Genomic DNA, 8791 nt, shown 5'->3' with positions numbered 1-8791 from the left:
ATCTTTGCAACAGTGCCGGATAAAGAGCGGGTCAGAATATCTGGCCCGCAGGAGAAAGGAAGTTTAGTTGCTGGTATCGAGTTCAGGGAAGCTTTTTACTAGGTCATCGATAGCTTTCATCTGCTTCAGAAACTGCTCCAGCTTGTCCAGCGGCAGCGCGGACGAGCCATCGCACTTGGCATTCGCCGGGTCCGGATGCGCTTCGAGAAACAGGCCGGCAATGCCAACGGCCATACCAGCACGCGCCAGTTCAGAAACCTGACCGCGACGACCGCTGGAAGCCGCGCCCATCGGGTCACGGCACTGCAGCGCATGAGTCACGTCGAAAATCACCGGGCTGTTGTTCGATACTTGCTTCATAACGTTGAAGCCCAGCATGTCGACCACCAGGTTGTCATAACCGAAGTTAGCACCGCGATCGCATAGGATCACTTTATCGTTGCCGCCTTTAGCGAACTTATACACGATGTTACCCATCTGGCTAGGACTGACAAACTGCGGCTTCTTGACGTTGATTACCGCGCCGGTTTTCGCCATTGCTTCCACCAGATCTGTCTGGCGAGCGAGGAAGGCAGGCAGCTGGATCACGTCAACCATGTCGGCCACGATCTGTGCCTGGCTGGCTTCGTGCACGTCGGTGATGATTTTCACGCCGAACTCCTGCTTAATTTTTCGGAAGATTTTCATCCCCTCTTCGAGGCCCGGGCCACGGTAAGAGTGGATGGATGAGCGGTTGGCTTTATCAAACGAGGCTTTGAACACGTAGGGAATAGCCAGCTTCTGGGTTACGGTGACGTAATGCTCACAGATACGCATCGCCAAGTCGCGCGATTCCAGCACGTTCATCCCGCCAAACAGCACGAACGGCAGGTCGTTTGCGACGTTAATGTCGCCAATGCTTACCACTTTCTGATTCATATCTTCGCCTTTATAGAGTTCACTGCGTTTAGTGAAGGGTAATCTGTTCTTGCTCAACAGAGTGGATCTGCACCTTAATCATTTCGCTGACCGGATCTTTCGGGCACTGCTCAACAAAGTAGGTCAAATCGTTCAACGCCACGTGTCCACACTCCAGCTGGGCGAAAATCAGCCAGCGGTCACGGATCTCATACGGGTCTTCCGGATTCATCTGCACCAGCACCTAGCTAACGTGCAGTGCAGCGCCATTTCCATCTGCTTCTCATCTTAGGGATGATTTCAGCGTGTCGAGCATTTTGCGCAGGACCGCCAGCGGTTCGGCTTCCTGTAAATCATCATCATACAGTTCGGCAATCAGCCTGATGTTGCCCCTCAGCCACACTTCCAGGGTGTGCTCATCTAAGGTTTCGCCATCAAACGGATTGATCAGCCACATATCCTGATCGATCCACTCGGCGCGCAGCATCAGCTGCGTCGGTAAGATCACCGGGAACAGCGGCAGATCGAGCGAGCCTGCAATATGCAGAAAAATCACCCCCAGCGACACCGCGGTGCCCTAGCGGGTACATAACACATTATTCAGCCACAAATTATCCGACAGGCGATAAACGCCGCTTGCGCCACCAAAACCCCATCGGCCCCAGAACAGCGCGATGAGCTGCTCAACCTGTAAGTCGGCGGCCAGCTCTGGCGGGGATCCCTGCGCGTGCTTCAGCAACCAGTGCCGACAACTGCTTTCTGACGTCTTCAGCCGGAAAGTTGCTGCATATCGCCAGCGACGCAGCGATCACCGCCTCACTCAGCGGCGCTGCGGTAAAATCAAAATCAGCGATGTACGTCATACAAACCCCAGCAATGGCATTTTAGTGGTGGCTAACTGAACGATGGCCACACAAGGGCAATTAACGCCACAATGAACGCTATCCAGAGTATTTTTTGCGCGCGCGGACGTCGTCCCAAGGCAATATTGCCCAGCGCGATATAGATTATAACGGCAAACAGCTTCTCAGTCAGCAAGTTGCCCTGCGGTGTAAACGGGTAAAAGTGGGTAATAGTGACCAGCAGCACGCCAGAGAGCAGCAAAAGCGTGTCATTGAGATGCGGCACAATACGCACCCAGCGCCGCTGCAGCATGGCTGAACCGGTCTGCAACCAGTAAAAGCGCAGCAGAAACAGCTCAGCGGTGATGGCGACGGTTAACAGATGAAAATTTTTAAGTGGAAGGTACCATGCGGCCATATAAAAGTTCCTTAATTACGCGTTATCTGCCCGAGCGTTACGCGGTCGTTGCCGCCATAATCCTGACATGTTTCCACCTGACAGAAACTGTTTTTGCGCAGGATTTGCCGCACCGCTTCACCCTGCTGCCAGCCATGTTCCAGCAGCAGCCAGCCGTTATCCGCCAGATAATTCCCGGCGCAAGAGGCAATAATTTTGATATCGGCCAAGCCCTGATCGTCAGCCACCAGCGCGCTGGCGGGCTCAAAACGCACATCGCCCTGCGACAGATGGTGGTCGGCGGCATCGATATAGGGGGGGTTACTGACAATCAGCTGGAAACGCTGAGCGGCCAGCGCCGAAAACCAGTCACTTTGCAGGAAGCGGGCGTTAGGCAGATTGAGTTTCGCCCCATTGTGCTGCGCCAGCGCCACCGCTGCCGCGATGCGGTCAACGCCGGTCACCTGGCAGTCAGTGCGTTCACTGGCTAGCGCAATCGCAATCGCACCGGTGCCGGTACCGAGATCAAGAATCGCGCACGGGTCGGCAGGAAGCCAGCTTAGCGCTTGCTCAACCAGCACTTCGCTATCCGGGCGCGGGATCAGGGTGTCGGGCGACACGCTGAGCGGCAGCGACCAAAATTCACGTTCACCTATGAGGTACGCTACCGGTTCCCCAGCGGCGCGGCGAGCCAGCAGACTCTCCAGTACGGCCAGCTGGCTGTCGTCCAGCACGGCATCGTCAAAGGCGATCAGCCAAGCGCGGGATTTGCCGCTCACCCATGCCAGCAGGATCTCCGCATCGCGCTTCGGCCTTTCGCTGCTGCTGAGACGGGCTATCGCCGCTCGCAGCCAGACACGAATTTGCACTACTCGTTCCCGGCAAGTGCAACCAGCTGATCGGCCTGGTATTCCTGCACAATCGACTCAATTAGCGCGTCCAGCTTGCCTTCCATCGCTTCATCCAGACGGTAAATGGTCAGGTTGATGCGGTGATCGGTGACGCGGCCCTGCGGGAAGTTATAGGTGCGGTTGCGGTCCGAACGGTCGCCGCTGCCGAGCAGGTTGCGACGGGTCGACGACTTTTGCTCCTGACGGCGCGCCATTTCGGCGGCTCGAATACGCGAACCGAGCACGCAGAGCGCTTTGGCTTTGTTTTTATGCTGGGAACGTTCGTCCTGGCACTCCACCACGATGCCGGTTGGCAGGTGGGTAATACGGATCGCGGAGTCAGTGGTGTTAACGTGCTGACCACCGGCACCCGATGAACGGAAGGTATCGATTTTCAAGTCGGACGGATTAATTTCCGGCAGTTCCGCTTCCGGCACTTCCGGCAGCACCGCCACGGTACAGGCTGAAGTGTGGATACGCCCCTGAGATTCGGTTTCCGGTACGCGCTGCACACGGTGACCGCCGGATTCAAACTTCAGGCGGCCATAGGCACCCTCGCCAATCACTTTGGCAATTACCTCTTTATAGCCGCCGTGCTCGCCTTCGTTGGCGTTCATCACTTCGACACGCCAGCGGCGCGATTCGGCGTAGCGGCTGTACATGCGGAACAGATCGCCGGCAAAAATCGCCGCTTCGTCACCGCCGGTTCCGGCACGAATTTCCAGATAACAGTTGCGCTCATCATCCGGATCTTTCGGCAGCAGCAGCACCTGCAACTGCTGCTCCAGCCCTTCGCTGGCGGCACGCGCCTCTTTCAGCTCCTCCTGTGCCATCTCACGCATTTCAGCGTCATCCAGCATCATTTCGGCGGTTTCAATGTTTTCTTGGGTTTGCCGCCACTGACGGAAGCACTGACTGACGTCGGTAAGCTGTGCGTATTCGCGGGATAAAGCGCGGAAACGCTCCTGATCGGCAATCACACCAGCATCGCCCAGCATCGCCTCAATTTCTTCGTGGCGCTCATGCAAGGCTTCCAGCTTGGCAATAACAGAAGGCTTCATTCGTGTAGTTTTACCTTGTAAAATATAGGATTAAACGCTATTCCAGCCCGAGGCTATCGCGTAAAATTTGCAGGCGTTCGCCATCGCCATCGCGGGCGGCCTGCTGAAGAGATTTGGTTGGAGCGTGGATCAGACGGTTGGTCAGTCTGTGGGCCAAGTCGCGCATCACCGCTTCGGGATCGGCACCCTGCTGCAGCGCGGCAATCGCCCGCGCCTGCAACTTTTCCCCGACCTGCTCTGCCTGCGAACGGTAGTCGCGGATGGTTTCAACGGCGCTCTGCGCGCGCAGCCAAGACATAAACTCGCTACTTTCCTGCACCACGATGGTTTCAGCCTGAACGGCAGCCGCCTGGCGCTGGGTCATATTGCTTTCAATAATCGCCTGCAGGTCATCCACGCTGTACAGATAGGCGTTCGGCAGCTTGCCCACTTCCGGCTCCACGTCACGCGGTACGGCAATATCCACCAGCAGAATCGGCTGGTTGCGGCGCTGTTTCAGCGCACGCTCTACCATCCCTTTGCCGATAATAGGCAGCGGGCTGGCCGTAGAACTGATAATAATGTCAGCTTCTGCCAAGCGTGCATCGATTTCCGCCAAGCCTATCACCTCAGCCCCGACTTCATCCGCCAGCACCTGCGCACGTTCGCCGGTACGGTTAGCAATGATCAACTTCTTCACCTTGTGCTGATGCAGATGGCGCGCGGCCAGCTCGATGGTCTCGCCCGCTCCGACCATCAGCACGGTAACGGTCGATAGCGATTCGAAGATCTGACGCGCCAGTGTACAGGCGGCAAACGCGACGGATACCGCACTGGCACCAATTTCGGTTTCGGTGCGCACGCGTTTGGCGACGGAGAAGGTTTTCTGGAACATGCGCTCCAGTTCGCTGGAGATCGAATGGCCGCGCTGGGAGTCGGAAAAGGCTTTTTTTACCTGACCTAAAATCTGCGGTTCACCGAGCACCAGCGAATCCAAGCCGCTGGCAACGCGCATCAGATGGCTGACCGCTTCGTCACCTTGATGCCAGTAGAGGCTTTTACGCACTTCTTCCACGCTCAGATGGTGGTAATCACACAGCCACGACACCAGCTGCTCCTGCAGGTTTTCCTGCTGTTCAACGCTCAGATACAACTCGGTACGGTTACAGGTAGACAGCACAACGCCGCCCTGAACCAGCGGCTGTGCCAGCAGGCTGTTAAGCGCCTGATCCAGCGTGTCCGGCGAGAACGTAACGCGTTCGCGCAGAGCCACAGGTGCCGTTTTGTGATTGATGCCGAGTGCCAGTAACGTCATGGTGCGAGGTTGGGTTAATCCCACAGTTATCATGGTTTTGTGAGGCGCATTCTACAAGATGAGCGAGATCAATAAAAGTGATGGTTCACCTATCCCTGTAACAAGCTATACCGACAACAGGTCAAATAAGACAATTCGAGCATTGACGCGGCCCGGTTAGCTGGTTAGCGTGAGCGGTTGATTGCGGCAAGTATGCCCGAACCAAGTCTGAGGAGCTGACTGATTATGCTATCGCCAAACCGCCGCCTGCTGCGGCTTATCCCCCTTGCCAGCATGCTGTTAACCGCCTGCGTTACGCCCACCCAGCCACAGGGACCGGGCAAAAGCGCCGATACGCCGCAGTGGCGTGAGCATCAGCAGTCGGCGGAAAAAATCACCCAGTATCAGACTCTTGGCGCCTTCGCCTACCTCTCCGAGCAGCAAAAAGTGTATGCGCGTTTTAACTGGCAGCAGACCGCGCCAGATCGCTATCGCCTGCTGTTAACCAATCCACTCGGCAGCACCGAGCTGCAGCTGGACCAGCAGGGCCAGACCGCACAAATTATTGATAATAAGGGCAAGCGCTACGTCAGTAACAATGCCGCGAAGATAATCTCTCAGCTAACCGGCATGAGCATTCCGCTCGATAATTTACGTCAGTGGATGATCGGCCTGCCGGGCGACGCTACCGATTATCAACTTGACGACCAGTACCACCTGCGCGAACTGAACTACAGCCAGGACGGTAAGCAGTGGCACGTGACTTACCAAGGTTATGACGGCAAGCTGAACCCGCAGCTGCCATCGAACCTCGAACTGCGTGAAGGCAGCCAGTGCATCAAACTGAAGATGGACAGCTGGACGGTAAAATGATCACAACCTGGCCTGCCCCGGCAAAGCTGAATTTATTTCTCTACATTACAGGCCGTCGCGCCGACGGCTACCATAATCTGCAAACGCTGTTTCAGTTTCTTGACTATGGCGACACGCTGACAATTGAAGCCGACGACAGCGGCGAGATTGCGCTTCTGACGCCGGTGGCGGGCGTGCCGGATGCGCAGAACCTGATTGTACGCGCCGCAAGGCTGCTGCGCGAGCGGGCAGCGACCCTCGGTTGCCTGCCTGACTCTATCGGGGCAAAGATTGCCATTGAGAAGCGCTTACCGATGGGTGGTGGAGTGGGCGGCGGTTCCTCGAACGCGGCCACGGTGCTGGTGGCGCTTAACCACCTGTGGCAAACCGGGCTGAGCTTGACGCAGCTGGCAGAACTTGGCCTGCAGCTTGGCACCGACGTGCCAGTGTTTGTTCACGGCTTCGCCGCCTTTGCCGAAGGTGCGGGTGAGCAGCTGACCCCGGTTAACCCAGCGAAGAAGTGGTATCTGGTGATGCACCCCGGGGTAAGCATTGCCACCCCGCTGGTTTTCAACGATCCGCAGTTGACTCGCGACACGCCAGTAAGGGAAATCAGCCAGTTATTATGCACCGAGTTCCACAATGATTGTGAAGCTGTCGTAAGAAATCGTTTTCGCGAGGTTGAACAACTTGTTTCTTGGCTGCTAGAATACGCGCCGTCACGCCTGACTGGAACGGGTGCTTGTGTGTTTGCAGAATTCGACACCGAGTCCGCCGCCCGCCAAGTGCTTGGGCTGGCCCCAAAAAATCTGCAGGGGTTTGTTGCGCGAGGTGTTAGTATCTCGCCGTTGCACCGCAGAATTTCAGGGCAATTGAGTTGATTTGACAGTGTCACTCCATTCCAGACGCAGCACTGCTGCTCTAAGTGACGCACACCCGTATGAAACAGTGAACAGCATTCCGCACAGTGCTGTTTACGATATTTCATTCTCTGGACGCAAAGCCTGAGGTTCTTCTCGTGCCTGATATGAAGCTTTTTGCTGGTAACGCTACCCTGGAACTAGCACAACGTATTGCCAACCGCCTTCACACCAGCTTGGGCGACGCCGCCGTTGGTCGTTTCAGTGATGGTGAAGTGAGCGTGCAAATTAATGAAAATGTACGCGGTGGTGATATTTTTATCATCCAGTCCACCTGTGCACCAACCAACGACAACCTGATGGAACTGGTTGTGATGGTTGACGCCCTGCGTCGTGCTTCCGCTGGTCGTATTACCGCGGTGATCCCTTACTTTGGTTATGCACGTCAGGACCGCCGCGTGCGTTCCGCCCGTGTGCCCATTACCGCCAAAGTTGTCGCCGATTTCCTTTCCAGCGTTGGCGTTGACCGCGTTCTCACTGTGGATCTGCATGCTGAACAGATTCAGGGCTTCTTTGACGTCCCTGTTGATAACGTATTTGGTAGCCCGATCCTGCTTGAAGATATGCTGCAGATTGGCCTAGAAAACCCGATTGTGGTTTCCCCAGACATCGGCGGAGTGGTTCGAGCCCGCGCTATTGCCAAACTGCTGAACGACACCGATATGGCCATCATCGACAAACGTCGCCCACGCGCCAACGTCTCACAGGTGATGCATATCATCGGTGATGTGGCTGACCGTGACTGCGTGCTGGTTGATGACATGATCGATACTGGTGGCACCCTGTGTAAAGCAGCGGAAGCGCTGAAAGAGCGCGGTGCGAAGCGCGTGTTCGCCTACGCAACCCACCCTATCTTCTCCGGTAACGCGGTCAAAAACCTGCGTAACTCGATGATTGATGAAGTGGTTGTGTGCGACACCATTCCACTGTTGGAAGAGATTAAAGCGCTGCCAAACGTCCGCACCCTCACCCTGTCAGGCATGCTAGCCGAGGCAATCCGCCGTATTAGCAACGAAGAGTCTATCTCTGCGATGTTTGAGCATTAATCACAGTTCGATCATTTGGCGCAGAGGTTGACCTTTTTTTTCCGCTTAACCCGAACAAAAAGGGGCAGATTCTCATCTGTCCCTTTTTATCTGCACAGCGCAATGTGTTCCGCCAAATAGTTAATCAGTACGCGCAGCTTGGGCAGCAAGTGACGATTGCACGGCTACAGCAGGGAAAACTGCCCGCTATTGCTAAGCTATTCCTCCAGTACGCTCTGCAATCCGCCGCCGCAAACACTTCGTTAAGTGCGAAGTTATATTCCGACACCGATTTACCCGTAGGTAACCTAGCATCTTTTATATAACGCCGCAGCCGCTCGCTTTCACGATGTGTCGCTTCCTCACTGCACAGCGACAGCAGATAACTTGAAGGAGTCCAAGTTGGGGCTGGCGGAACAGGCTTTTCAGCAGTTATTGCTGGTCCTGATGATGATTACGCTGCTGTGCGCGGCAGCCATCTGGCGCTGTCTGGTAACGCTCGACAGCAGGTGAGTGAGCGGGCAAAAGGAAAGACCGGCTGACTGGCGTTGATTGCGCTAAAGGGTGATAGCAGCGCTGAAATTTAAGACTGGCTTACGCTGCTTCACCTCTTTGTTCAGGCGCTCCAGCGTGT

General features: G+C 55.8%; 8 protein-coding genes and 2 pseudogenes. 4 read left to right on the top strand and 6 right to left on the bottom strand.

The window, feature by feature from the left end:
* Positions 1-63 precede the first annotated feature (63 nt).
* The 6 genes and pseudogenes from kdsA to hemA all read right to left on the bottom strand — a co-directional run bounded on the left by kdsA (position 64) and on the right by hemA (position 5381).
* Positions 64-918, bottom strand: a complete 855-nt coding sequence (gene kdsA / locus BBW68_RS01760; RefSeq protein ID WP_070133749.1) for a 3-deoxy-8-phosphooctulonate synthase — start codon at positions 916-918, stop codon at positions 64-66.
* Positions 919-946: 28 nt separating this feature from the next.
* Positions 947-1760: pseudogene (gene sirB1, locus BBW68_RS01755) on the bottom strand (invasion regulator SirB1).
* Positions 1757-2157: pseudogene (locus tag BBW68_RS01750) on the bottom strand (SirB2 family protein). Before BBW68_RS01750 ends, sirB1 begins: the two co-directional pseudogenes overlap by 4 nt.
* A gap of 11 nt (positions 2158-2168) precedes the next feature.
* The gene (gene prmC / locus BBW68_RS01745; RefSeq protein ID WP_070133748.1) at positions 2169-3005 is read right to left on the bottom strand and encodes a peptide chain release factor N(5)-glutamine methyltransferase; all 837 of its coding nucleotides are present in this window, start codon (positions 3003-3005) and stop codon (positions 2169-2171) included.
* A complete protein-coding gene (prfA, locus tag BBW68_RS01740; protein WP_070133747.1) occupies positions 3005-4087 on the bottom strand; it encodes a peptide chain release factor 1 in 1083 nt (360 codons plus the stop codon). Before prfA ends, prmC begins: the two co-directional genes overlap by 1 nt.
* Positions 4088-4124: 37 nt before the next feature.
* Positions 4125-5381, bottom strand: coding sequence for a glutamyl-tRNA reductase (gene hemA / locus BBW68_RS01735; protein ID WP_070133746.1), 1257 nt, complete (start codon positions 5379-5381; stop codon positions 4125-4127).
* A gap of 225 nt (positions 5382-5606) precedes the next feature.
* On the opposite strand from hemA, the gene lolB reads away from it, so the two are divergent.
* From lolB to BBW68_RS20095, 4 genes are all read left to right on the top strand, one after another.
* Positions 5607-6233: a lipoprotein insertase outer membrane protein LolB gene (lolB, locus tag BBW68_RS01730; RefSeq protein ID WP_070133745.1), complete on the top strand. Its 627-nt coding sequence runs from the start codon at positions 5607-5609 to the stop codon at positions 6231-6233.
* Complete coding sequence (gene ispE, locus BBW68_RS01725; RefSeq protein WP_070133744.1) at positions 6230-7093, top strand: 4-(cytidine 5'-diphospho)-2-C-methyl-D-erythritol kinase; 864 nt, start codon at positions 6230-6232, stop codon at positions 7091-7093. The genes lolB and ispE overlap by 4 nt, the downstream gene beginning before the upstream one ends.
* A 137-nt stretch (positions 7094-7230) precedes the next feature.
* Complete coding sequence (gene prs / locus BBW68_RS01720; RefSeq protein WP_102135742.1) at positions 7231-8178, top strand: ribose-phosphate diphosphokinase; 948 nt, start codon at positions 7231-7233, stop codon at positions 8176-8178.
* Positions 8179-8544: 366 nt separating this feature from the next.
* Positions 8545-8670 carry a hypothetical protein gene (locus BBW68_RS20095; RefSeq protein ID WP_261791482.1) on the top strand — a complete coding sequence of 42 codons (126 nt, stop codon included), beginning with the start codon at positions 8545-8547 and terminating at the stop codon, positions 8668-8670.
* Positions 8671-8791 lie beyond the last annotated feature (121 nt).

It is taken from the genome of Candidatus Erwinia dacicola (assembly GCF_001756855.1).
Taxonomy (GTDB): Bacteria; Pseudomonadota; Gammaproteobacteria; order Enterobacterales; family Enterobacteriaceae; genus Erwinia; species Erwinia dacicola.
The sequence above is the reverse complement of the archived record's forward strand: the minus strand, read 5'-3'. Positions and strand labels throughout refer to the sequence as shown.

Coding starts and splice junctions, on each gene's coding strand:
- kdsA (WP_070133749.1), bottom strand. CDS start 918: ATGAATCAGAAAGTGGTAAGCATTGGCGACATTAACGTCGCAAACGAC.
- prfA (WP_070133747.1), bottom strand. CDS start 4,087: ATGAAGCCTTCTGTTATTGCCAAGCTGGAAGCCTTGCATGAGCGCCAC.
- hemA (WP_070133746.1), bottom strand. CDS start 5,381: ATGACGTTACTGGCACTCGGCATCAATCACAAAACGGCACCTGTGGCT.
- lolB (WP_070133745.1), top strand. CDS start 5,607: ATGCTATCGCCAAACCGCCGCCTGCTGCGGCTTATCCCCCTTGCCAGC.
- ispE (WP_070133744.1), top strand. CDS start 6,230: ATGATCACAACCTGGCCTGCCCCGGCAAAGCTGAATTTATTTCTCTAC.